Source organism: Acinetobacter sp. UBA991 (genome assembly GCF_002292065.1).
Lineage (GTDB): Bacteria > Pseudomonadota > Gammaproteobacteria > Pseudomonadales > Moraxellaceae > Acinetobacter > Acinetobacter higginsii.
Genome location: NZ_DBBF01000043.1, coordinates 98,398 through 123,309, shown reverse-complemented (window position 1 = coordinate 123,309; position 24,912 = coordinate 98,398). Strand labels below are relative to the sequence as shown.

Below are 24,912 nucleotides of genomic sequence, written 5' to 3'. Positions count from 1 at the left end.
TTGTCGTTAGGTTTATAGACTCTCTTATGAGAATTGCGCTTAAAAATTTTATAAAATTAGTTCGTGGTTTCTAAGGAAATATGATGATGAATCATGCAAGATATGAAGATATGATCAAGGGCTGGTTTGTTGGTGGGTTTACACCAACTGCTTTTAATACGAATGCTTGTGAAGTAGCTATAAAAAAGTATGTTATCGGTGATTATGAAGCTAAGCATTACCATAAAGTAGCGACTGAAATTACAATGATTTTGAGTGGTAAAGTAAGGATGGCAGGTCAAGAATGGCAGGAAGGTGATATCATTGTACTCCAGCCAGGCGAAGTAACAGACTTTGAAGCACTAACAGATGCTATAAATATTGTGGTGAAGATTCCAGGAGCTCTAGATGATAAGTATTTAATTGAGGAGTGATATGAAAGAATTGCAAAGCGATGGAGAGGTCATAGGCTCTGCACGTATTTCCGTAGTCATTCAAGGTCTAACTCATTATGTGAAGGATGACAAGAATTGCTTGTTTTATCAATGTATTGACTCTATAAAAAAATATTTACCATATGCTGAAATTATTGTGTCTACATGGGAAGGGCAAAATTGTGATGAATCGGTTGTGGATAAAGTTCTATATAATGATGAACCAGAAAGTATAATGGTTTTTGAGGGATTTGATAGTAGGCCTTGGAATTTCAATAAAATGGTTTTTTCTACTATGGAAGGATTGAAATATGCTAATCGTGAATATACTTTAAAAATTCGTGCTGATTTGAGTTTAAGTAATAATAATTTTTTTAAAGTGAAGAAAAAAAAGAATATCCCTGATCAATACTTAAAATATAAGTTTTTTGAAGAAGCAATAAATGTATCTAATTTATACACAAAAAATCCATTATCATATCAGCATTTTTTATTTCACTTAGGTGATGTTGTTCAATTTGGTTTAACAAGACAAATGAAAGATTTATGGGGGAGAAAGTTATTCTCTAGGGATTATTTATTTACACCATTGAGCATTAAGTCTTGTTTTAATTATTTTTGTGATAAAGGGGAGAGGTTGACTCCAGAACAAGCTTTAATGGTTGATTGGGTTAATTCAAAAGGATATGGTATATACCTGCCTTATACAACATATATTTCAAAGAGTTATTTTTTTCTTTCTGAAATTATACTTTCATTAAATTTTAATATTATTAATTGGGAGCAAACAGGTTTTATCTATCCTGAAAGATTTATTTCTGATCAAAAATTATTGGAAAAAAATATTTATAAATCTGATGAGATTAATTTATTGTATTATCGTTATTATAATGTGAAATATATAAACCTAAGGCTAATTAGGTTGTTCTGCATTTTTTATTTTACTAAATTTTTTAGATTAGGTTTTTTGGAGGATTTTGTTAGAACCTTTCTTATTTTTTTATCACCCAAGGTGTATTTAAGGTTGAGACGCTTTTATAGGTTAGTAAGGAATAAAAATGAGCATTAATAACCGTGTTGTTTTTTTGAGTTATTCATTTAATAGAAGTGATCGTAGAGGAGTTTATCAATTCGCTAGATCTTTAATTGAGGCAATTAAAGGAAATCATTACGATATTGGTTTATTTTCACAAATGTATAATAAAGATTTGATAAACGATAGTGTTTCTAATTACTTAAGAGATCCTAATAAATATTTTTTCGAACACAATAATAAGTTTAAAATAGTGTTGGGTTATTTTTTTAATAAAATCATGCAGATGGACTATCTTTTTTTAAATAATGCTGATAGTTTTTTTGAAAAAGAAAAAATGTTTAATTTTTTTTTAAATAAACAGTTGCTTTATTATTCAAATAATATAGATTTATTGTTTTTTAAAAGTTTATACTTGCAGGATATTAATTTACCTGGTTTTTTTAGTAAAGATATAATATTTACAGATTCTCCACTTGCATTTAAGTCTAATAGACATAAAATGATCCAAACGGTTCATGATACTATACCTCTTGATGAAAAAAGAAAATATTATCAGTATTTTTATAAAAGATTAGAAGCGTGTTGCTACGCAGATAAAATTCTTGCAGTATCAAATCATTCAAAAAATAAATTCTTAGAATATTTTCCACAAATGCATGATAGAGTGCAAGTTGTGTATCAACCATTGCCTGCAGATGAAAATAGCATTTATCTGAGTTCTTTACCTGAAATTCAACAACAAGTGCTAGATAAGTACAACTTGAAATCTGGTCAATATATGTACTATGTAGGGGCTGTTGAGAAGAGAAAAAATATCCATAATTTAGTCCGAGCATACGCTCAAGTAACACATTCGGATAAGTCTATTCCGTTGGTCATTTCTGGTAGCATTGATATAGAATATAAGAAAGAATTTTTATTAGAGAATTATTTAGTTAACCATAGAAACTTTTCTCATTCAAAATTTAATATTTTTAAAACAGACTTTGTATCTGATATTGAAAAGCTGTGCTTAATAAGAAATAGCCGAGCATTTTTATTTCCAAGTTTGAATGAGGGATTTGGTATACCTATTATCGAGGCTCAAACATTGGGCGTACCTGTCTTAACTTCTAATAATAGCTCTTTACCTGAAGTGACTGAAGGCTCTGCATTAATGTTGCAAAATCCATTAGATGTAGAAGAAATAGCAGAATGCATTAAAAGATTATGGACTGATAATGAGTTATGTGAGAATTTATCCGGTAAGGGGTTGATTAATATTAAAAGATTTAGTAAGGAAAATTTCAAGAAAGGAATTGGTGATTTTCTTGCAGATATCTAACGATCTGCAAGTAATTTTATATATATTTTAATATAAGCATCGATGGTTTGTTGTATATTGAAATTTTTATGAATATAGGTAGTTGCTGCATTAGATATTTTTTTTTGCAAATTTTGGTCAACCCTCAGTTTTCTTATCTTTTTTGTGAAATCTAAAATGTTATCCTTTTGACAAATAAAACCAGATACCCCATGGTCAATAAGTTCTGGTAGTGCCGAGCTATTAGCAACGACAACAGGTAAACCGCATGCCATAGCTTCTGCTACCACTAAACCAAATCCTTCCAGTCTTGAAGGAAAAAGTAATGCATCCATTGATCTGTAAACATTTGCTAAATCTTGAGAGCTTTTTTGATATGGTAATTGTTTCATATTTGATGGGAGTTTTTCGGCAGATTTGGCTGTATAAAACAGTTCATAATCATCACCAAGCTGTTCCATTATCCTAGGTAGTAAGTCAAAACCTTTGCGAATTGAGTTATTGCCTACAAACAATAGACTGAACTTTTGATTTTCTTTCTTTTCATTTCGGGGTACGGGATTAAAAATATCAAGATCTACGCCATTATAAATAACTTCTATATTGGAAATATCAAAAATCTCTTTTGCACAATTCGCTGTATATTGACTAACGGTGGTTATAATAGTCGCATGCTGAATAGATTTTTTTTCAATTGGAGTAATCCATAAAAAATGGTAGAGCTTTTGCAGTTTTGTTTTATAAGGTGAAAAATTTTTATCTTGAACACAATGGTGTAATGTAGCAACAATGGGAAGATTCTTGGGGTAGAATTTTGAGGGAAGCCAAGTATTGATGTGTATAATATTTGCCCATTCTGGTGCAGTAGGTGCTTTTACTAGCCATGGTAAATATTCTGCATAATGTGGCAACCAAGTAATTTCAGCCCGAATCCCATTTTTATTCAATGCTATTACGAGTTGTTCTGTGAATTTATCTGAGCCGCTATTGGTTCTGACTGCTGGAAACCAGATTGCAGGTGTTGTCATAAGTGCTTCCAAGAAGAGCAAAGATAAAATTCGTGATATCATTTTACTAATAAATGATTATATTTAATATATTTCAATGTGTTTAGAAAGGAAATACACATGATTGTTCCAGTCATTTTAGCTGGGGGGGCTGGTACACGTTTGTGGCCACTTTCACGTCAAGCTTACCCAAAGCAGTTTTTAAAACTTGTAGATGAAAGTCATACAATGCTGCAATTAACTTTGAAGCGCTTAGAAAATTTACCAAAACCAATCGCACCACCGATTATTGTATGTAATGAAGAGCACAGATTTATTGTTGCTGAGCAGCTCCGACAGTTAAATATTAAAAACGCTTCAATTATTTTAGAGCCTTACGCAAAAAATACTGCCCCAGCAATAGCTCTAGCCGCTTTACTGGGACTCGAACTCTATCCAGAGCATGACACTATCTTACTTGTCTTAGCTGCAGATCATTTTATTGCTGATATTGAATGCTTCGAAGAGTGTGTTAAAAATGCCTATCATTATGCAAAGCAAAACGATTTAGCTATTTTTGGGGTAGTTCCTACAGAAGCAAATACTGGTTACGGCTATATACAATTGGGAGATGAAATTAAGAAAAACGAGGCTTATAAACTTAAACAGTTTGTTGAAAAACCAGATCGGTCAACTGCAGAAAAGTACTTATCCACGAATCAATATCTGTGGAATAGTGGTATGTTCATGTTTAGATCTATTGTAATTCTTGAAGAGCTTAAAAAATATCAAGATGAAATTTATCAAAGTTGTGTACTGGCATGGCAAAGTAAAAAACAAGACATGGACTTTATCCGTGTTAATGCTGATATATTTCAACAATGTGCAGATGAATCAATAGATTATGCGGTTATGGAACATACCCAAAATGGTGTAATTATAAGTTTGAAAGCTGGCTGGAATGATTTAGGTACATGGTCATCTTTATGGCAGTCTAATCAAAAGGATGAGCAAGAGAATGTGATTTTTGGTGATGTGCTAGTTGAGCAGAGCTATCATAATTATATCCATTCTTCTTCACGTTTAATTTCCGTATTAGGTGTTGAGAATCTTATTATTGTAGAAACAAAAGATGCAATATTAATTTCCCATCAAGATAAATCTCAAGAAATTAAGAATATAGTGCAGAGGTTGAAAAACACCCAAAGGGTGGAGTTGTTACAACATAAAGAAGTTGTTCGTCCATGGGGCAAATATGATTGTATTGATATAGGTGAGCGCTATCAAGTTAAAAGAATTACTGTTCAACCTAAAGAAAAATTGTCTTTACAACTACATCACCATCGCGCAGAACATTGGATTGTTGTGAAAGGTACAGCGAAAGTTATTAAAGGTGAGGAACAATATTTTATTTCAGAGAATGAATCAACCTTTATCCCATTGGGGACAGTACATAGTTTAGAAAATCCAGGCTCTATTCCATTGGAATTGATTGAAGTACAGTCTGGTTCTTATCTAGGTGAGGATGATATTATTCGCTTCAAGGATGAGTATGGTCGAACCTAATTGTCTAATAAATACGAGAGTTTAATTCTCATGTTGTTCCATGAGAATTTCTCTGCATAATCTTGGCATGTATCTCGGTCTATTAAGGTATTTTTCTGCAGAAATTGTGTAACAACATTACTGAGTTCTTGATAATTATTACTCTCAACTAAAAAACCACTCTTTTGTTGTTCTACAGCATCTATTACACCACCTGTAGCAAAGCCAATTGTAGGAATTCCATGTGTTGCAGCCTCTATCGCAACCATACCAAAGCCTTCTGGATCATTTGTTATGTGTTTAACAGGAAAAATATGAATAGAGGATAAATAAAATAGGCTAGAAAGCTCTTGATCTGTAACTTTTCCTGCAAAACATAGATGTTGGTCTATGTTATGAGTTTGAGCTATTTTAATGAGTTGATTTCGGGTTTGCATATTCTTATTCAGAGCATGATTGGCTGAATCACCGACAATGAGCAAGATTACGTTTGGATTGTTTTTCACAATTTGAGGTAAAGAAAGTTTTATGAATTCACTTAAACCTTTGCGTTCTGTTAGGCGTCCGACAGAAAGGAGAATTTTTTTGTTATTAAGATTTAATTTCTCTTTCATTTCTTGCATAACTGTATGATTTTGAATTTTTGCTGGAAATGTTACACCAGGGTGAATTATAGATATTTTCATAGATGGAATATTTTTTTTTATGCATAAATCACGAGTAGGTGAACTATTTGTAATAATATGATTTGCAGCCCGTATGAATGGTGTCCAAACTAAATGATAAATACGACTATCATTTTTTATATCTAAACCATGTATATAAACTAAACTTTTTTTTCTAAAAAACTTTGCCCAAAAAACTGTGATTGGAGCTGTTAAACCACTGCCTGCAAATAAAATATCTGGGCGTTGGGTTAAGCATATCCAGAATGTTTTGATAAAAGCCAATATAAGAAAAAGAGGAAGTGGATCTAATGTGACTCCATAAAATGTGGATTTTGATGGCGCGATTGTTCTTGCTTTGGTATGGCTAATAAGCAGAACATCATGATCCTTAGATAGTTCATCTGCTATATGCCAATTTAAGCGTTCCATTCCTCCAATTAATGGAGGAAGATTGCGGGTCACGATCAATATTTTTTTCTTAGACATGATTTTAAGAGATTATAAGCTCTTCTAAAGTGTATATGATTTGAAGTTCTTTCGTTAAATTTTTTATTCAATAAAATTATCTTATAAGTCATCATGTGACAAAATAGGTCATTCATTTGATCTTTTAATTTAACTTATATATTTGAAATTGTTTATTTTATTTATTTGGCATGATTTTTGAAATTAAGCTCCCATAATTACATTTTTGGGGAGCAAAGTCATGATTGGTGCGAAAGGATTTACACTCATTGAATTGATGATTGTTGTTGCTATTATTGGTATTTTAGCGAGTATCGCTATTCCTGCATATCAAAACTACACCACGCGGGCGCAAGTTGCTGAGGCACTTAATATGGCAAGCTCAATTAAGGCTGAATTATTGGCAAAATATGGTGAAAGCGGGAGCTGCCCGATTTCACCAGCAGATTTGGGGTTGAATGCATCAGGAACACTGAATACTAAATATGTTCAAAGCGTTGGGATTAATACAACATATACCGGAGCTTTATGTGCTTTTGAATTTACATTTAATTCTACGAATATGAATGCTGGAGTGGCAGGAAAAACGCTTGTTTTTGCAATGATGAACTATGCGGGTAATGGTTCAGCACGTTGGGAGTGTGCATCATCACAAATTTCCCAAAAGTTTTTGCCTTCTATATGTAGAGGTATTTAAATCATAATCGGAGATTCGATTGGTGAGATGGGAGAATATATTTAAGATCGTAAAGAACAAAGTTCTCCTTACCCAAAGCCTGAATTTCTTCATAAGTCATATTTTTGAATTGTTGATGCCCAATAGCCAGTACAATCGCATCGTAATTAGCTGGTTGAAGGGTTTGAACAGGTTCCAAGCCATATTCTTTAATGACTTCTAATGGATCAACCCAAGGATCATAGACATCAAGGTTCAAATCATACTCTTTGAGTGATTGAATCAGATCAATGATTTTGGTGTTGCGAATATCTGGGCAGTTTTCTTTAAATGACAGTCCCATCACCAGAATATTTGCCCCGACAACTTGGATCTTTTGTTTAACCATTTCTTTGATGAGTTGCGTCGCAACATACTCACCCATACGGTCATTTAATCGGCGCGCCGCTAAGATAATCTCTGGATGTAAACCAATAGATTGGGCCTTATGGGTAAGATAATACGGGTCTACACTGATACAATGCCCACCAACGAGTCCTGGACGAAAAGGTAAAAAGTTCCATTTGGTCGCTGCGGCTTTTAATACCTCTTCAGTATCGATGCCGAGTTTATTAAAAATGAGGGCAAGTTCATTGATGAGGGCGATATTGACATCACGTTGTGTGTTTTCGATTACTTTTGCTGCTTCGGCCACTTTGATTGACGCAGCTTTATGTGTGCCTGCGGTAATAATAGTTAAATAAATTTGGTCAATTAAATCGGCAATTTCTGGTGTTGAACCTGATGTAACTTTTTTAATGGTCGTAACACTTTTGGTTTTATCTCCTGGATTGATACGCTCAGGACTATAACCTACAAAAAAATCTTGATTAAACTTGAGTTGTGAATATTTTTCTAATATTGGAACACAAACCTCTTCGGTCGCACCAGGGTAGACGGTGGATTCATAAATCACAATATCGCCAGCTTTTAAATGTCTTGCAATTGTGGTTGACGCTTGAATTAAGGGATTTAAATCGGGTTGTTTAAAATGATCGATTGGCGTCGGTACTGTGACGATAAAAACATCACATTCCGTGAGTTTTTTTGGATCAGAGCTCATATGAAGATTAGATAAATCACCAAGTTCTGTGCGGCTGATCTCTAAAGTAGAGTCTTGTTGATTTTCGAGTTCACTAATTCTCTTTGGGTTAGTATCATAGCCAATAACCTTAAACTTTTTACTCAAGGCCAAGGCCAGTGGTAGACCGACATAACCCAAGCCAATCACTGCAATGGTTAATTGCTTAGTTGTGATCTTGTTGTTAATTATAGCGTAAAGATGTGACATGTTTTTGTTTTTAGACTCGGTTTTCATATCGATAAAGTATTGATAATATAAGTGTATTCTAATGTGTATGGTTGTATAAAAAAACTCAATCTTATAAATAATTTGCTTAATTAGAAATATAGTCAGTGTGGTCCTAGATTAGTTTAGAAGTGTAGTTTATCTGACTTGTTTAAGCTGTATAAAGTACTTTGCTGTATTATAGAGATAAGTGCTTTTCTAAGATACCTTATGCAATTTTTATGCTTTTTTCTTGCCAGCGTTCTGATCAGCTTTGCTTGGCTCTCCCCATTTCATACTTATCCTTGGGTTACTTTTTCTGGTGAGTTTGCCAGTTTTTCAGCTGGACTAGTTTTACTTGCAGTTTTTCTCAATAAAAAAATGATTATTCCCAGAGTTCAACTCTGGATCGCACCGATTATTGCTGTTCCATTGTTGCAGTGGGGCTTTGGTCTGGTCAATGACTTTAGCACGGCACTATTAAGCTCACTCTATGTATTCGCTTTTTGGCTGATGATCGTGCTTGGCTATAACCTTTCGGTGCAGGCGGATCAGCGTGAACTGCTGATGCAAGAGACCGCTAAGCTGCTATTTGGTATTGCGATTGTCTGTAGTGTCATGGCAATTGTGCAATGGTGCGGGTTTGGCGGTGTGATTAATGGGGTGATGCAATTAAAAGGTGATCGCCCTTATGCAAACTTTGGTCAACCAAATCACTTGGCAACTTTTTTGATCATGGGCTTAATGGGGGCGTTATATCTATATGAGAAAAGAGTTGTAGCTGCGTATTGGTTAGTGCCCTCTAGTCTATTGATCCTATTTACTATTGCTTTAACCCAGTCTAGAACTTCATGGGTGGTGTGTTTATTTATTCTATTTTATTGGATGTATAAACAATACAAGCAGCAACCACGTTTCAACTTTGGTCAGCTTTGGATTTGGTGTATCGGTTTTTTTGTGATTGCGGCTTGGGGCTTACCACTACTCACAAATGTCATTGAAACGTTCTCAAACTCTGAAGTCATCCAAACAACCAGTTTGGCTGACCGGGCGAGCTCAGGCTATTTACGCTTTGATATCTGGACGCAGATGCTTTTGGCGCTAAAAGAGCAGCCATGGTTTGGTTATGGCTGGAATCAAACCAGTATTGCTCAGATTAGTATTTTTAATTTACATCCTTCGCATGAGTGGGTGATCAGTGCGCACAATGTTTTGTTGGATATCTTGGTTTGGAATGGTTTACCACTTGGATTATTGATTATTGGCTATATGGCAGTCTGGTTTTTCTGGTTAGAGCGAAATGCCAAAGACACCACTTCAGTGGTTGCAATTATGATGGTTGCTGCAATTCTGATCCATACCATGCTGGAGTTTCCGCAACGTTATGCGTATTTCCTACTGCCTATGGGCTTTTTATTGGGTTTAGTTCAAGCACAAACACCTCAGCTAAAAGCAGTAACTTTAAATACAAATGTCATTCGCGTTATCTGGCTGATTGGTATTGTACTGCTGTTATTGATCTGGCGTGATTACAAGCTATTTCAGGAAAACAGCCGTTTAATTTTTAAAAAGCAGCAACCGACAGTAGAGATATTGGGAAGTTCTAAGATTCTGCTGCTGACGCAATTTCAGCAACGACTTGATTGGATCAATCTACAACCTCAAACTCAAATGTCTAATACGGATTTGGAGTGGATGGATGCTTTCGTCAAAAATAAAGCAACTCCTTATAATCTGAAAAAGTATGCACAGGTACTGGTTTATAATCACAAGTTTGAAGAAGCAGAACAGCAGCTTTTTATTTTACAGCAGCTGTATGGACAAACACTCAGCTTGCCAGAAGTGATTGAAATGAATAAGCAAGCGAGATAAAAATAAAGCCCTGATTAGGGCTTTATTTTTTGATTTAACCCAATCAATAGTTTGGGTTGAAGAGAAGAATTAGATTTGGCTTTGAATATAGTTTTCGATACCCACATTCTCAACCAGATCAAGTTGGGTATCGAGCCAATCCCAATACTCTTCTTCTTTCTCTAAAATTTCTTGGACCAAATCACGGGTCACATAATCCTGTTCTGCTTCAGCAAGTTCAACAGTTTGTTTAATTGCTTCAATATTTTCTTTGACCTTACGGATATCGCAGTTCAGAACTTCTTCAGTATGTTGACCAATATAGAGCTTGCCTAGATGTTGTAAATTCGGTAAGCCTTCTAAAAATAAAATACGCTCAATCACTTTATCAGCATGTTTCATTTGACGAATAGATTCTTTATATTCGGCTGAACCGAGTTGCTCAATTCCCCAGTCATTAAACATACGAGAATGTAAGAAATATTGGTTGATCGCAGTTAAATGATGGTACAGCACCTGATTCAGCTGATTGATAACTTCGCGATTGCCTTTCATTGCGCTTACTCCAAAAACACCACACGATGCCCTAGTTGCTAAGGCAATTTATCTTATCTTAATCAAGAAAGAAGCATCTGGCGAGTAATTTATAGAACGGCAAATGAAAATCACAATCAAAAACATCCTGATATGATTATGATTTTTATAAAAAAACCGCTTAAATGAGGAACTTTTTAAGTTCTACAGGAAGCGGTGGAGTCGTAAAACACGAATTGAATTGGAGGAAGAGTTTTGAAGATAAATCAGGCAGCTATAGAAATACGTGCAGCGATTTCAGCAAGTTCATCGCTGATAATAGCACGGGCTTCTGGAGCGCAACGACCACAACATGTTCCTAGATCGAGTAGGTCACGGATTTCACGATAGCTCTCAGCGCCATTTGCAACGGCGTCTTTGATATCCTGATCTGTAATTCCACGACATAAACAAACATACATGGGAGTGAGCCACAAATATAAATGCGATAATTGATATTATTGATAATTATTATCGTTTGTCAATGAATTTCATTCTAACAATGAGTATATTCTTATTGGGAATTTGAATAAAAAAATACCGCCTGATCGGCGATATTTTTGATGATTTATAACTTTTTGATAAATATAAATTTAAAAAAGTGCTTATGGAATGATCACAATCCCATCCATTTCCACCAAAGCACCTTTTGGTAAGCTAGCAACACCAAGCGCTGCACGAGCAGGGTATGGTTGCGCAAAGTATTCGCCCATAATTTGGTTCACCAATTGGAAGTGTGACAAGTCAGTTAAAAAGATATTGAGTTTGGCAATATCAGCTAAACTGCCACCAGCCGCAGTACAAACGGCTTTAAGATTATCAAATACACGGCGGATTTGGGCTTCAATGCCTTCTACAAGTTCCATACTGTACGGATCTAAACCAATCTGACCAGAAAGGTAGAGTGTATTGCCAACAAGAATTGCTTGAGAATATGTTCCGATAGCAGCAGGGGCGTGTTCAGTATGAATAACTTGGCGTGACATTTAGCTCTCCTAGGTTGTTTTTTCTATCTTAAACCATGCGACTTTAACACAAAAATTCAGGCACGAAAGTCTTGAGTACTGTGTAGTCGCAGTTGCATGGATATCTTATTAGAACTTTTATGTCGATGAAATGCTTTAAAGATTCATTTCACAGCTGCACTTGTATTTAATTGGTGGTTGCCAATTTTGCGACTTCAGGCTGTACGATGGGCATATTTAGGCGTTCAATACGAGGGAAGCCAAAGTTCATGCGTAAATCCCGGATAATTTGGGCGATTTGATTTCGGTTGCTGACCACGATGTTGACATAGGTTTTTTGGTCTTGTGAATGAACCATCTCTACCCCCGTTTTGGCTTTACGGCATTGATAGATTAAATCAGAGATCTGCTCATCATTCATTGCCATGTGAATACATAGATAAGCACTGAAACGGACATCATCAATTTCTTCGGATTGCCAATGCAATGGCATGATATTTTCTGGGTGAAGGTGCTGTTCATGTAATAAATTACGACATCGTGAGCGATGCACGATCAAACCGCGTCTGGAGAGGTGTCCTTGGATTGGATCGCCCAAGACTGGGTTGCAGCAATGCGCATATTTTACATCAACACCCTCTGTACCTAAAATCAGACGATCAGATGCTTCATGATGCTGTGAATGATAATCCTGAGCAAATAAATGATTTGCAACCAGTTGTGGTAAGAGATCACCCACAGCAATCTGTTCGAACAGGGTATCTTTACTACTTAAATGACGCCACTCCAGCACATTCGTCCAATCAGTTGGCGATAGATCATCAATTGAACGCTGGAATAGTTTTAATGCACGGTTTAACGCTTGCTGACCAACTAAGCGCTGTTCATCAATATCCTGCTCTCTAAGCATATTTTGCAGTGCGCGACGTGCTTTCTGCGTGTTAATGAAGCTGAGCCAGTCTGGATTTGGAGTTGCTAAAACATCGGTAATGATCTCAACCACTTGTCCACTGTGTAATGGTGTCGATAGAGGGCGAATTTCACCATCGACTTTGGCACCAACCGCGTGGTTACCTAAAAATAGGCTAGCTGAATAGGCAAAATCAACTACGGTTGCGCCTTGTGGTAATTCATGTAGTTGCCCATGTGGGGTATAGACCCAAATTTTTTCTTGGTGAAGATAATCAAGCAAATCACTAAAGGTGGTTTTGGCACAGCCGCTATCAATTAGAGTATTCAAGTTCTGCATGGATGCCTGAATCGCTGAGCGACAGGCTTGCGGTGCATTTTCACCCAGTACCACACCAAAACGCGCTGCTTTACGCATCAGTTCAGTTTGGATGGTCAATGAAAGTGTGGTCTTTTCACCTTTCAACTGGATCATGAGTGATTGGTTGCCACCAGGTAAAGGACGGCGAATATGATCGCTATATTGTAGAACTTGGAAATTGTCTTTCAGTGCATCAACTAGACGGTCACAGTCTGCGATACTTTGTAAAATAATTTCAAAGGCATGGCTGTGGCTGAGTTCATTTAAGTCGATTTCATTTTTAATAAAATGGCGCAGTAACTCGATATTATTGTTTTTCTTTTTGATTCGGCCTTTGAGGTCATAGGCTTTTAGCAGTTCAGAAAGTTTTTGCTCCCAAACCGCTTGATATTCGCAACGCTTCGGCTTGGTCTCAAGCAGTGCAGTTTGCACATCATTAAACATGTCTAAATCAAGATTCTGATAACACAGGTGTTCAAGGTTATCCGCCATCTCATTCATACCGACCAGACGAGCCATGGGTACAAAAATATCCAGTGTTTCTTGTGCAATACGAGCACGCTTATCTGGACGCAATGCGCCTAAGGTGGTCATGTTGTGATAGCGATCGGCTAATTTAATAATAATGACACGAGGGTCTTGTAGCGTTGCTTGCAAGATTTTTCGGAAGGATGCGGCTTTGTTATATTCTTTATCACTGGAATGGCTAAGTTTGGTGACACCATCGACCAATTCGGCGACCACTGAGCCATATTTTTGTCCAATTTCGTCTTTGGTAAATTCAGTGTCTTCAATCACGTCATGTAGTAAGGCCGCCATCAGTGTATCAGCATCAAGACGCATATGCGCCAAAATGCAACTTACTGCAATCGGGTGCAACACATAAGGCTCACCACTTTTACGGGTGATACCACTATGGGCTAAATCAGCAAAATCGCAGGCCGCAAGTACTCGTTGAACGTCACTATCATTAAGATAGGCCTCAATAATTGCTCTGAGCTGCTGCTTGGCTTGGCTGACCTCTTCGCCTGGCATATAACACCTTTTATAACCTAAATTCAGAAATGCTATGTCTGCTGATACTTCAACGATATAAAGATATATTACGTTGATGGTTCACCGATTCAATGCGAATTGAATGTCGGAAACCAGATTTGATCCCATTGAAAACTTACACTGATCGCAAGTGTTCGCAAACATTACGCTTATCTTCTAATGAAAAGCAAATTGAGAAACTTGTCAATTTGTTCATTATAAAAACTCGTAATTTTTTTCAATGACGGATATTGCTTTTATCAATATGCATTGAATTTTGCAAGAAAGAAAAAAGCCCAGAGTCTTCACAATGGGCTTTACGCATAACAAATTCGATTTAGAAAGTAAAACCTTCTAAGTTTAGTGAATTTGTAGACAGTACCATATCAAGGTTTGATGTTTGGTAGTCTTGATCGCGTTGTTTTAAAATTTCTTTAGTCACATGACCAATTGCAATTTCACGCAGCGCAACGACTGTTGGTTTATCATTGTCCCATTCTACAGTGGGCTCCATGCCTTGACGTGCTAATTGACGTGCACGTTTACTCGCCACCAGTACCAACTCGAAGCGGTTATCTACATGGTCTAAACAATCTTCAACGGTTACACGTGCCATAAGTTGTCTCGTTTGAACATTACATTTGAAAAGACTGAGTAGTATAAAAGGCTTTTAGTCCAGACTCAAGTTATTCACGATCAAGGGTAAGCAAGTTTTCGATTAATTGTTGATGACGCACACTTTGTTGCAAAGTAACCAATCGATTTGCAGCGATAATTGCTTCTAAGTCATGTACCGCTTTATTGAAATCATCATTAATAATGACATAGTCAAAACTGGCAAAATGACGCATATCCTCAACGGCACAACTTAAACGATGTTCAATGACATCAACTGAATCTGTACCACGATTTGAAAGACGTTGCCTTAAATCATATTGTGTTGGAGGGAGAATAAAGATTTGTTTTGATTCAGGAAAAAGTCGACGAACCTGTTCAGCACCTTGCCAGTCAATTTCGAGTAGAACATCATGACCTTGTAGTAGTTGTTCTTTGACCTTGGCTTGAGAGGTACCATAATAATTTCCGAATACTTCTGCATATTCGATGAAACCGCCTTCATTAACTTGTGCTAAAAAGTTTTCTTTATTGGTAAAATGGTAGTGAACACCATCAAGTTCACCAGGGCGTTGACCGCGTGTAGTATGTGAGACAGAAACGTGTAAGTTGCTGACTCGATCGAGTAGGGCTTTGACCAAAGATGTTTTGCCTGTTCCTGAGGCTGCAGAAACGACAAACAATAGACCCGACATGATATTTTTCCTGAATATGATAAAATATCTTGGCTATTGTAGTGTAGCGTGCCATTAAACGAAATAGTTTGGTGTAAAAATTCAGATCATGAGAGAGGATGTTATGGAAATCGTGTTGGCCAATCCACGAGGCTTTTGTGCTGGAGTTGACCGTGCTATAGCAATCGTCAATCGAGCACTGGAATGTTTTAACCCACCTATTTATGTACGCCATGAAGTGGTGCACAACAAATTTGTGGTCGATGATTTACGTCAGCGTGGTGCTGTATTCGTCGATGAATTAGATCAAGTTCCTGATGATTCCATTGTGATTTTTAGTGCACATGGCGTATCGAAAGCAGTACAGCAAGAAGCCGATCGCCGTGGTTTAAAAGTATTTGATGCGACCTGCCCATTAGTGACTAAAGTTCATATTGAAGTGACCAAATATGCACGCGAAGGGACTGAAGCTATCCTGATTGGACATGAAGGTCACCCAGAAGTGGAAGGTACGATGGGGCAATATGATAAATCTAGAGGTGGTGAGATTTATCTGGTTGAAGATGAACAGGATGTTGATGCTTTAATGGTAAGACATCCTGAAAAAGTCGCTTTTGTCACGCAAACCACGCTTTCAATTGATGACACGGCTAAAGTGATTGATGCGCTTCGAACTAAATTTCCAAAAATTCAAGGCCCGCGTAAAGATGATATTTGCTATGCCACCCAAAACCGTCAGGATGCAGTGCGTGACCTAGCTGAACAATGTGATGTGGTTCTTGTGGTCGGTTCACCAAACTCGTCAAACTCGAATCGTTTACGTGAGTTGGCTGAGCGTATGGGTAAGTCTGCTTATTTGGTCGATAATGCGGATCAACTTGAAAAAGATTGGTTTAAAGCAGAGAGCAAAATTGGTGTCACCGCAGGTGCATCGGCACCAGAAATTTTAATTAAACAAGTGATTCAGCGCTTACAAGATTGGGGTGCGACGCCACCAAAAGAACTACAAGGACGTGAGGAAAACATTACCTTTAGTCTACCAAAAGAGTTGCGTATCCAAGTGATACAAGCCTAATTTTATTAGAAAAATGTGAAATGGAAACGGATGGATGACACTCCATCCGTTTTTTTTTGGTGCTTATCTGCTTTGTATTGGTTCTGTAAAAATAAAATTTAATATAGAGTAGTGAATTTTAATAATTAGGTGCAGGGGCGATGGGGAAAAGTCAGGGGTTCACCTTAATTGAATTGATGCTAACAATTGCTGTACTGGGGGTGATTGCGACCATGGCTGCGCCATCAATGTCGAACCTGATGGAAAAAAGACGTTATGAACGAAATGCTAGGGAGTTGCTAACTGCATTATCTCAAGCAAAAAGCCAAGCAATTTTAAATAGGACAAATATAGATGCTTATTTGGCTGCTTCTTCTGGAAGTACAAATAATGCAAGAACACTAAGCTGGGGTGTCGCAAACAGTAATACGACATTGACGATTTCTCCTGCCCCGACTTCAGTAAGTGTGATTACGATGCCACCATCTACGACAACTACAACAACCTCTGCCTTAAGGTTTGATAGCAATGGTTTAGTCGCAAATATTACAGGTGATACCACGATTACATTGTGCAATTCCAAATTATTGGTTCAAAAGCCAATCGTTATCACTCGACTAGGAGCATACATTATTAAGTCAGATACGACAGTGAGTGCTTGCTGATGATCAAATATAAAAAACAAGCGGGCATCGGATTGATGGAAGTTCTTGTTGCACTATTATTACTGGCAATAGGCGTTTTGGGGTACGTCGCCTTACAGTTAAGAGCATATGATGCTTCTGCTGAAGCGATGCAGAAGTCTCAGGCGATGGTGATTATGCGTGGTCTTGCTGAAAATATGCGTATTAATAAAAGCCAAATGGGGAGTTACCCTGCATTTGTTCGTGGTTACACAGGTTTTTCATCGGCAACAACAGCGCCTACAAGTTGTTTTAATTCTGGGTGTACAGCAAGTCAAGTTGCTCAATTTGATGCTTATCAAGCAGCACGAAATGCTAATCAATTAGGGATGCAGTTAACCATGGATAATTGTCCAGGGGTGACTTCATCGATGGCGATACGTCGCCAATGCTTATATGCATTTTGGGGGAAAATAGCTCCAACTGTCGAGGAAAATTCAGCTTCAGGAGTGACGACCAGTTCTGCAGATGTTTCAAGCTGCATGGGGAGTAATGGTATCTATGTTGCTGGAGCCTCTTGTCTCATGATGGAGGTTTATTAATGAAAAAAAATAATGTGAAGTCGCAGTCAGGTTTTACCTTAATTGAGTTAATGGTTGCACTGGTTCTAGGCTTAATTGTTGTCGCTGCTGCAGTACAACTATTTACTGGTGGAATTCTTTCAAGCCGCTTACAGCAAGCCAATGCTGAAATTCAGGACAGTGGAATTTTTGGTTTAGATTATATTGTCCGAGATATTCGATTTGCGAACCAAGACAACTTAGCTAATTTAAAACTGAATGATAAAACACCTTATGGTGGAATTATTTTAACGGGATCAACCGCAACAAGTTCAACCAATGTTAACTTTGTACCGAAAGTGAGTAGTTCGGCTTATATTGATTCTGCTTTATTAAGTCGTGGGCAGGATGATACTGTTTCAACCACATCAAACTATTGGAAAGGACTAACCCAAGTAACTTTAAAAGACTCAGCAGGTGCAGTTATTGCAAATCCTGTAAGTGATCAATTGACAATTCAATTTTTTGCACCAACGCAGATGACTAATTGTGAAGGTGCAACCGTTTTGTCTGGCGATTTAGTTGTTCAGCGTTATTTTGTACGTCCCGATAGTAATGGTTCCTCTACAGACTTTGCTTTAGCTTGTGATGCAAATACGCCATCAGCAACAGCTGCTGGTGTTATAGCAGCTACTACAGCGCGAACAACGGTGAATTCAACAACAAATACAATTTCTCCTTTACCAATTACTGGTTTAGGAGATGCGGGGCAAATTATTATTCCTCGTGTTGATCACTTCCATGTTTTACTTGGTGCGATGGTGACAACCGAAACGACAACTACCGTTACAAATAGAACAGTGACACCTGTAACCGCGACCACCACAAAAACAGTGTCGAATCAATTTGGTTACTACACGATTCCTCAGTACCGTACTGTAGCTGAAACTGCAGCGACAGATAATACAACAGGTGCTGGAAGCGCAACAGAAACGAATAGAAAAGTATCGGTGAGCTCACGAATTTTATCAACACAGATTTCAGTATTAGTACGTTCCGCGAATAATGCGCAAAATAAGGCCATTGATCCAACTCAGCCGCTCTTAATGTTGGATCAAACAGCTACACCTTCGGATACAACTACACGTTTTCAACGTCGGGTATATAGCACCACTGTTGCACTACGTAATGCAATGGGAGATTCACTATGAACCATCCAAAACGCACATATTTAAAACGTCAGCGTGGTGCGACCTTAATTGTAGTCATGATCATTTTACTAATCATTATTGTGGTTGGAATACTCGCTGTTCGAGTCGCTATCGTTTCATTGGGAGTCGCAACAAATAGTCAGGTTGGACAATTAAATTTTCAATCCTCTGATGCACCGCTTGCATGGTTTAATAATTTTGATCCAACTACGGTAACAAGCGTTGGTAATGTAATTGGGGCTGCATTAAAAGAGAATGAGAGTAATCCCGGTGGAGAATATATTTTTTGTTATAAACCAACATCAACAACAAGTCGTTTTGCACAAACAAAGAATGCAAGCTTAATTCGTAAAGGTACAACAGATAATGCCAGTGTTGATGATGGTGGTGTGGCTGGTTTTTGTAGTTTGACGTCTGACTTTGGTAGTAATAGGCCTGCTGTGGTGACTCAAGTTGCTGTTAGTGTTCCAACTAATGCTAATAATGATGCTCCTGGTTCGAACTTACCCCGAGGAATTAATGTTTCAGAAGGTACTCAATTACCAAAGAGTATGACATCAGCACAGCGGATACGGGTAACTACAACAGCGATGTTACCTGCCTATGCTGTGGATATCTCATCTGTTCAAACAGACTGCCTAAGCTCAACCAATGCCAAAGTTAGTGATGATCTGACAGCGACATTAGCCACAGGAAGCGAATATACGCTTGCAAAATGCCTTGCAGACAAAGGAGTGCCATTTAGTACTCAAGTTCAAGAATTTAACTATGTGAATCAGTTAACTGAAGTCTCAGCTCCAGGAAGTTAAGGGGAATACCATGAATAAAAGATTAAAAGACTTTCAACATAACAAGCTATGGTATGCCATTTGTACGAGTTCTTTAGCAATGACTTGGCTGATGACTACATCCATAGTACAGGCGAGTGATTTACAGATTTATGCAGTACCTAAAGCAGGTAAAAAAACTATTATTATGATGCTGGATACTTCGGGCTCTATGGGACCTGACAATGGTACAGGTAATAGCTATAGAGATTACGGTATAACGTCAGGTAATTGTAATGATAATAATGCGCCAGTTGAATTTCCGGTGTCTGGAAGCTTAACTAGTAATAGAAATTATTTTACTACGCAGGGGAGTGGGTCAACGGCATATTCTCGTAATTTCTGCTATTTAAGTGCTCGAGATGCACCTTCTTTAGCAAAAAGGACTCCCGAAAATGGTGGGTGTGAACCTTTTCCATTGAATGCAACAGGCAGTTCAATTACAGGTTATCGCTGTTATGACCGTTTGACGCGGTTGAAAGATGGAATGTTTGCGTTATTAGGAAGCAGTGATTCGGATGTGAATATTGGGAATACATCAGGCGCACCAATTAGGTTGTCGACAACCAGTATTGGATTAGGAAACTTTTCTGCGGATGCTGACAATAAGACTGGTCAAATTTTAGTTGCCGCTAAACCACTCGGTGATATAAATAGTACGCAACGTAATTTATTAAAAGAGAAAATTGCTGGCCTTTCAGCGGGAGCAAGTACACCATCGGCTCATGCAATGGCTGAGTCCGCAGCATATTTGCTTGGAACAACTACATATTCTGAGCAGTCATATAATATTCAAAAAGATATGTATCAGAAAAGAGTACGTAGAACAAATGGTAATATAGAGTATAGGCAGTGCGAAACTTCTTCAAGTTCTGTTGATCTTAATAACTTGTGGCAAAACTGTAGAAATAACGGTTGGTCAAGTTGGAGTAATAGTAATCCTGGAATAGGTATATTAAATCCGTATTCTTCTGATTACGACTCTTATTATTATTATTATTATTATTCATTGCCATCTGTATATGTTGTTTCAAATGATGATAGTGGTACTCCAAAATCTAAAGCAAATGATACAACAGCGAACTCAGATATTGTCGAGGATCGTACAAGTACTAATCTAGGCACAAGATATAAATCTCCATTACCTACAGTAGCTGATCGTGCTAGTTGTGATGGACAGGGAATTTATTTCCTGTCGGATGGTCAACCGAATGGTTCAAGCAATGACCGAGCATTACAAGTAATGCAAAAAGCTTTAGATAGTTCTGGAAGTACATTTAGCTGTTCCACTGACTTACCTAATACTAGTTCTGGTAGTGCTTGGAATTGTATTGGGGCCTTTGCTAAAGCTTTATTTAACCCTGCAACTAATCCAAAAGGTGTTTCAATAAAAACTGCTTTTGTGGGGTTTGGTAATGTTTTCCAGACGGAACAAATTGATAGTACAGCCACACAAGATGCTCAAAATGCATGTAAACTTAGCTCTAGAGCTTATAATGATCCGTTGACTAACCTGGCACCAACAGATAAGTGTTCTCCTGGAGGAGGACGGACAGTTACGGTTCCTGCTCCTACGTCCCCGACTACCTATAATGGTGGCTTTGGTAATGGTGGTTTTTTTCAGGCATCTAGTCCATCAGAAGTTACGAATAGTGTTGTTGCATTTATTAAAAGTTTAGGCGGGAGAACGTTAGAGCCTCTGACCACTGGCCAGATTTCGGTGCCTTATGATGCATTAAACCCAAACAACTTATCCGAATATGGTTTCTTACGTGCGATTGAACCTGATCCTGCGAATAACTCTTTAACATGGCGTGGTAATCTTAAAAAATATAGTGTTGCGATGTCAGGAACAGCAAATCTTGGAGCTTTTCAGGGAGATTCTGGGGGGTTAGTCTACTCTACTGATGGTACGTTTCGAACTACGACTAAGGATTATTGGAATGGCTCAACGTATACTGATGGTGGAAAGGTTTTCTTGGGTGGAACATTCTCAAAAGTTCCTTTACCTATGAATGGGCAAACAGAGCTTAGTGCTAATGGTGTGATTTCACGATATGCTTATACTGCTGCTTATAAAATTCGTAATCTTTTTACCGATGTTGCTAGTTCGGATGGGACAAGCTTAACACCGTTAACGGGCTCAACTGCAGGAACTGCATTATTGCAAATTCCTGCGAAGCCGAGTGATAACTCAGATCCTTATACTAATATTGATTTAACTGCGGCCTATGTTTTAAATAAATTTAATACCACAACTGGGCAAACTACACTTAAAGACTTCCCTATAGGTATTAAGCTCAAGTTATTAAATTATTTAGGCTATAGTACAGATATTACAGCTACAACATTGCCTCCTTCACTAACAACATCGGACGCCCCTTATTTGTCTATGGGAGGAAGTATTCACTCCTATCCGATGCAACTGACATATTCAGGAACTTTGGATACGAATGGTAATTTAACGAGTGCCCGAACTCAGTCCATATTATACGGTTCAATGGAGGGAGGTGTTCATATTGTTGATGCCTCGGATGGTAAAGAGCAAATGGTATTTGTGCCTACCGAGATTCTTAACCATAGTGTGAAATCTAAAGCGCTTGTAGTAGGGCAAAGTGATTCTTCTTTAGCCCCGGCATATGGTATAGATGGCTCTTGGGTAGCAGATCCTACTTATAAAATCACAACAGATACAACAGCTACTCCTGCGACTAGTAGTGTGACTGCTCGACAAATGAATATTTACGGTGGGATGCGAATGGGGGGGAATAGTTATTATGGTCTTAATGTATTGGAGCCGACTCAACCTAAATTATTATTTAGAATTGACAGTTCAACCTCTGGTTTCGATCGTTTAGGGCAAACTTGGTCTAAACCTGTATTGGCAAATATTCGCAAAGACGGTGTGCTTACCCGAGTCATAATTGTCGGTGGTGGCTATGATGAATGTTATGAGGATCCTGAATTTACCTTAGCGGCATCAGGAAATGATAGTACCTGTGCGACTAGAACGAAAGCAAAAGGTAATGCAGTTTATATGATTAATGCTAAAACTGGAGAACTGGTTTGGTCCGCTACCTACGGGTCTACAACTGCTGATGGTGATAAGCAATATATGAAACATAGCATTGTAAGTCGTATTAGTACCTTGGATCGCGATGCTGATGGGCTAGTTGATCATTTATATTTTGGTGATTTGGGAGGGCAGGTATTTCGTGCTGACTTTAATAATAATCAGAAATTGACTGGTTCAACGTATAGCGATTTTGGTGTTCGTGTAGTCCGTTTAGCAAATCTTGCAACCAATGATACAACTAATGATGTTGGGAATGACTACACTGGAGCGAAAGCCCCGCGTTTTTATGAACCACCAACGGTCACCATTCATGATCAAGGTACAAGTACTTTTATTGTGGTTGGTATTGCATCAGGGAATCGAAGTACCCCGCTAGATGTTTTCCCATTGACAGGTCGAGATGGAATGACACCAACAACAGCCTTGACCTCTCAACCAGTAAATAATGTATACGGCATATTGGATAAAGATTTTGCTAAGCGAGATTTGATTACTGCTAGTCCAACTTTGAGTACGCAAAATAAGACACGAGCTGATTTTAAGAAGAATCCCCAAGTTTTAGGTACAGGTGAGACAGTTGTTGGATTCTTTTTCCCGAGTTCAACCACAGGGGCTGCTGGATGGTATCGATCATTATCGAGTAAAAGTACATCGACAACGGGTATTAATAGTATGGAAAGAGCGGATGGTACTTTCCGTATTAGAGGGGGGCAGAAAGCATTCGAAGAGCCGTTAGCCATTACAAATAATTTGTTAGTACCAGTCTATGATCCACAAGGTACTGGTATTGAGCAACAAGACCCTTGTAAACCTCGTGTTGTTGGTGAAACAGATTGGCAAAGGTACTGTTTACCGTTTGGAGCATGTATTAAAACAGATGGAACTTTAAATACTGCACTAGAAATTAAGAGTGGCTTCCAGACAAAGACAAACGGCTGTCCTGCGGGGGTAACTGAATGTAATGATAATGTGATCGGTGGTGGTATTCGTGGCATTACATTTGTACCAAAACCTGATAGTAGTGCAGGAAGTTGCGGTAAACTCACGATGGCAGGTAATACGCAAGGAACAGGTGAATGGCAATGTACCAGTCGTTTAATACAAACGCGCTGGTATGAACGTTACCGCCAATAAGAGATATGCTATGCAAAATTACCAATCTCAAGCTAAGTTCAAACTAGGGTTTACCCTAGTTGAACTTATGTTAGTACTGATTATAGTTGCTATCCTTACTGCAATTGCACTGCCTAGTTATCAAAATTATGCCCGCCGTGCAAACGCTGCTGCGGCACAACAAGAAATGCAGAAATTAGCTGAGCAACTTGAACGGCATAAATCAAGGAATTTTAGCTATAAAGGCTTTAATGCCCAATATTTGTATAACTCAACGGGGACAACGCCGTTTGATGCAAGTACTCAAACTTTGACAGTACCATTAAATGCGACTGGCGCAGCTGTAAGATATACATTAACGATCGTTGATGGAATGACGACAAATCCACTTTTGTCTGCAGCATCTGCAACAGGACAAAGTTGGGCGATTAGAGCAACGAGTGCTGATGTGCAAAATTTTTCATTTTTAATGACCAGTTCTGGCTTACGTTGTCAAAATAAAACAAGTGCAAACATTACCTATGCTACATGTGGAACAGGTGGGGAAAATTGGTGATGAAAAATATTACAAACGGTTTTACGCTAATCGAATTAATGATTGTAGTGGCCATTATTGGCATTATTGCGGCTGTCGCCTATCCATCATATCTACAATATGGACAAAGAGCTAAGCGTGCTGATGTGCAAGCAGAAATGATTAATATCGCTCAGATAATGCAGGCAAGGAAGCTAGCGTATAATAGCTATCTTAATACAGACACATCAAAGAATACCATAACTGCTATTTATGGTTCATCTGTTAGTCCGAAGCAAGGAACTCCACTCTATGATCTTGATTTTAATACGCTTACAGCTTCAACATGGGTATTAACGGCAATACCTAAGACTGGTACACCACAAGCTGGCAATGGCGTTATTTGTCTAAACGATCAAGGTCAAAAAGACTGGAGTAAATCCTCATCCACTGCTGCTGCATGTATTGCTAGATTGTCAAATATTTCTACATGGGATGGCCGTTAACACCCCAACTGCCATAAAAAAAGCAA

At 37.9% G+C, this 24,912-nt stretch carries 23 protein-coding genes; 14 read left to right on the top strand and 9 right to left on the bottom strand.

Going from position 1 to position 24,912, the window contains the following annotated elements:
* The first annotated feature begins 83 nt into the window (after positions 1 to 83).
* The 3 genes from B2727_RS18870 to B2727_RS18860 are packed head-to-tail and all read left to right on the top strand — an operon-like array spanning position 84 to position 2,773.
* Positions 84 to 413: a hypothetical protein gene (locus B2727_RS18870; RefSeq protein WP_096089489.1), complete on the top strand. Its 330-nt coding sequence runs from the start codon at positions 84 to 86 to the stop codon at positions 411 to 413.
* A gap of 1 nt (position 414) precedes the next feature.
* Positions 415 to 1,482: a WavE lipopolysaccharide synthesis family protein gene (locus B2727_RS18865; protein WP_033134519.1), complete on the top strand. Its 1,068-nt coding sequence runs from the start codon at positions 415 to 417 to the stop codon at positions 1,480 to 1,482.
* Complete coding sequence (locus B2727_RS18860; RefSeq protein WP_033134520.1) at positions 1,472 to 2,773, top strand: glycosyltransferase family 4 protein; 1,302 nt, start codon at positions 1,472 to 1,474, stop codon at positions 2,771 to 2,773. Before B2727_RS18865 ends, B2727_RS18860 begins: the two co-directional genes overlap by 11 nt.
* Here B2727_RS18860 and B2727_RS18855 read toward each other — a convergent pair.
* Positions 2,770 to 3,780 carry a glycosyltransferase family 4 protein gene (locus tag B2727_RS18855; RefSeq protein ID WP_033134521.1) on the bottom strand — a complete coding sequence of 337 codons (1,011 nt, stop codon included), beginning with the start codon at positions 3,778 to 3,780 and terminating at the stop codon, positions 2,770 to 2,772. The genes B2727_RS18860 and B2727_RS18855 overlap by 4 nt on opposite strands.
* 99 nt (positions 3,781 to 3,879) lie before the next feature.
* Here B2727_RS18855 and B2727_RS18850 point away from each other — a divergent pair, with 99 nt between their 5' ends.
* Positions 3,880 to 5,304 carry a mannose-1-phosphate guanylyltransferase/mannose-6-phosphate isomerase gene (locus B2727_RS18850; protein ID WP_033134522.1) on the top strand — a complete coding sequence of 475 codons (1,425 nt, stop codon included), beginning with the start codon at positions 3,880 to 3,882 and terminating at the stop codon, positions 5,302 to 5,304.
* On the opposite strand, the gene B2727_RS18845 is transcribed toward B2727_RS18850, so the two are convergent.
* A complete protein-coding gene (locus B2727_RS18845; protein WP_033134523.1) occupies positions 5,301 to 6,437 on the bottom strand; it encodes a glycosyltransferase family 4 protein in 1,137 nt (378 codons plus the stop codon). The genes B2727_RS18850 and B2727_RS18845 overlap by 4 nt on opposite strands.
* Before the next feature lie 220 nt (positions 6,438 to 6,657).
* Here B2727_RS18845 and B2727_RS18840 point away from each other — a divergent pair, with 220 nt between their 5' ends.
* A complete protein-coding gene (locus B2727_RS18840) occupies positions 6,658 to 7,113 on the top strand; it encodes a pilin (RefSeq protein ID WP_033134524.1) in 456 nt (151 codons plus the stop codon).
* Between the two features lies 1 nt (position 7,114).
* On the opposite strand, the gene tviB is transcribed toward B2727_RS18840, so the two are convergent.
* Positions 7,115 to 8,422, bottom strand: coding sequence for a Vi polysaccharide biosynthesis UDP-N-acetylglucosamine C-6 dehydrogenase TviB (gene tviB, locus B2727_RS18835; RefSeq protein ID WP_050511495.1), 1,308 nt, complete (start codon positions 8,420 to 8,422; stop codon positions 7,115 to 7,117).
* A gap of 228 nt (positions 8,423 to 8,650) precedes the next feature.
* On the opposite strand from tviB, the gene B2727_RS18830 reads away from it, so the two are divergent.
* The gene (locus B2727_RS18830) at positions 8,651 to 10,291 is read left to right on the top strand and encodes a PglL family O-oligosaccharyltransferase (RefSeq protein WP_033134525.1); all 1,641 of its coding nucleotides are present in this window, start codon (positions 8,651 to 8,653) and stop codon (positions 10,289 to 10,291) included.
* 69 nt (positions 10,292 to 10,360) lie between these two features.
* Here the strand turns inward: B2727_RS18830 and bfr are convergent, their stop codons facing one another.
* The 6 genes from bfr to gmk all read right to left on the bottom strand — a co-directional run bounded on the left by bfr (position 10,361) and on the right by gmk (position 15,423).
* Positions 10,361 to 10,825, bottom strand: coding sequence for a heteropolymeric bacterioferritin subunit Bfr (gene bfr, locus B2727_RS18825; protein WP_004803950.1), 465 nt, complete (start codon positions 10,823 to 10,825; stop codon positions 10,361 to 10,363).
* 245 nt (positions 10,826 to 11,070) lie between these two features.
* Positions 11,071 to 11,265, bottom strand: coding sequence for a bacterioferritin-associated ferredoxin (locus B2727_RS18820; RefSeq protein ID WP_004776027.1), 195 nt, complete (start codon positions 11,263 to 11,265; stop codon positions 11,071 to 11,073).
* Between the two features lie 183 nt (positions 11,266 to 11,448).
* Complete coding sequence (locus tag B2727_RS18815) at positions 11,449 to 11,829, bottom strand: RidA family protein (RefSeq protein ID WP_004657462.1); 381 nt, start codon at positions 11,827 to 11,829, stop codon at positions 11,449 to 11,451.
* Between the two features lie 166 nt (positions 11,830 to 11,995).
* Positions 11,996 to 14,113 (bottom strand): RelA/SpoT family protein, encoded by a 2,118-nt coding sequence (locus B2727_RS18810; protein WP_004803952.1) that lies wholly within the window; start codon positions 14,111 to 14,113, stop codon positions 11,996 to 11,998.
* Between the two features lie 337 nt (positions 14,114 to 14,450).
* Complete coding sequence (rpoZ, locus tag B2727_RS18805; RefSeq protein WP_004803954.1) at positions 14,451 to 14,729, bottom strand: DNA-directed RNA polymerase subunit omega; 279 nt, start codon at positions 14,727 to 14,729, stop codon at positions 14,451 to 14,453.
* 70 nt (positions 14,730 to 14,799) lie between these two features.
* The gene (gene gmk, locus B2727_RS18800; RefSeq protein WP_033134526.1) at positions 14,800 to 15,423 is read right to left on the bottom strand and encodes a guanylate kinase; all 624 of its coding nucleotides are present in this window, start codon (positions 15,421 to 15,423) and stop codon (positions 14,800 to 14,802) included.
* A 103-nt stretch (positions 15,424 to 15,526) separates the two neighbouring features.
* Here gmk and ispH point away from each other — a divergent pair, with 103 nt between their 5' ends.
* The 8 genes from ispH to B2727_RS18760 all read left to right on the top strand — a co-directional run bounded on the left by ispH (position 15,527) and on the right by B2727_RS18760 (position 24,886).
* Entirely contained in the window at positions 15,527 to 16,477 is a 951-nt protein-coding gene (gene ispH / locus B2727_RS18795) for a 4-hydroxy-3-methylbut-2-enyl diphosphate reductase (protein ID WP_005317749.1), read from the top strand.
* A gap of 140 nt (positions 16,478 to 16,617) precedes the next feature.
* Entirely contained in the window at positions 16,618 to 17,121 is a 504-nt protein-coding gene (locus B2727_RS18790; protein ID WP_033134527.1) for a GspH/FimT family pseudopilin, read from the top strand.
* On the top strand, positions 17,121 to 17,681 hold the full coding sequence (gene pilV / locus B2727_RS18785; RefSeq protein ID WP_033134528.1) for a type IV pilus modification protein PilV: 561 nt from the start codon (positions 17,121 to 17,123) through the stop codon (positions 17,679 to 17,681). Before B2727_RS18790 ends, pilV begins: the two co-directional genes overlap by 1 nt.
* Complete coding sequence (locus tag B2727_RS18780) at positions 17,681 to 18,850, top strand: PilW family protein (RefSeq protein WP_033134529.1); 1,170 nt, start codon at positions 17,681 to 17,683, stop codon at positions 18,848 to 18,850. The genes pilV and B2727_RS18780 overlap by 1 nt, the downstream gene beginning before the upstream one ends.
* Positions 18,847 to 19,659, top strand: coding sequence for a PilX N-terminal domain-containing pilus assembly protein (locus B2727_RS18775; protein ID WP_033134530.1), 813 nt, complete (start codon positions 18,847 to 18,849; stop codon positions 19,657 to 19,659). The genes B2727_RS18780 and B2727_RS18775 overlap by 4 nt, the downstream gene beginning before the upstream one ends.
* A 79-nt stretch (positions 19,660 to 19,738) precedes the next feature.
* Complete coding sequence (locus B2727_RS18770) at positions 19,739 to 23,887, top strand: pilus assembly protein PilY (protein WP_409449599.1); 4,149 nt, start codon at positions 19,739 to 19,741, stop codon at positions 23,885 to 23,887.
* 10 nt (positions 23,888 to 23,897) lie between these two features.
* Positions 23,898 to 24,422 (top strand): type IV pilin protein, encoded by a 525-nt coding sequence (locus B2727_RS18765; RefSeq protein ID WP_033134532.1) that lies wholly within the window; start codon positions 23,898 to 23,900, stop codon positions 24,420 to 24,422.
* Positions 24,423 to 24,430: 8 nt separating this feature from the next.
* Positions 24,431 to 24,886, top strand: coding sequence for a type IV pilin protein (locus B2727_RS18760; RefSeq protein WP_033134540.1), 456 nt, complete (start codon positions 24,431 to 24,433; stop codon positions 24,884 to 24,886).
* Positions 24,887 to 24,912 lie beyond the last annotated feature (26 nt).